The organism is Arthrobacter sp. SIMBA_036 (assembly GCF_046535135.1).
Lineage (GTDB): Bacteria > Actinomycetota > Actinomycetes > Actinomycetales > Micrococcaceae > Arthrobacter.
Window position 1 is genome coordinate 1 of the sequence record NZ_JAWRXG010000185.1, and the last position, 270, is coordinate 270.

General features: G+C 27.4%; 1 protein-coding gene. It reads left to right on the forward strand.

What is annotated here, in order from left to right; all coding sequences use genetic code 11:
- Nucleotides 1–64 precede the first annotated feature (64 nt).
- Nucleotides 65–270, forward strand: a 206-nt coding sequence (locus SB659_RS19585; protein ID WP_410551612.1) for a hypothetical protein, incomplete at its 3' end; no start/stop codon positions are given.

A 270-nucleotide genomic window follows, 5' to 3' on the forward strand; every position in this document is an offset into this window, starting at 1 on the left:
CAAGCAAAAAGGAAAACTTTTTTCGCCTTCTTCTCATTTTTATATTCTTAAGGACAATACTATTATGACAGATTTTGGTGAAGATGATTTCATGGAAAAATTTTATGAAAAAGTTGACAACAGTACTGCTAAAATTTTTCAAGTCATTAACTCTAACACTTTTGAAAACAGATTTGGCGTTAGTGAAACAGATATGCCTTATCTTAATAATTTTGTAAGCCAAACTTATTGGAGATCTCCATTTAATAAAAATATTCTTCAAGATTATAT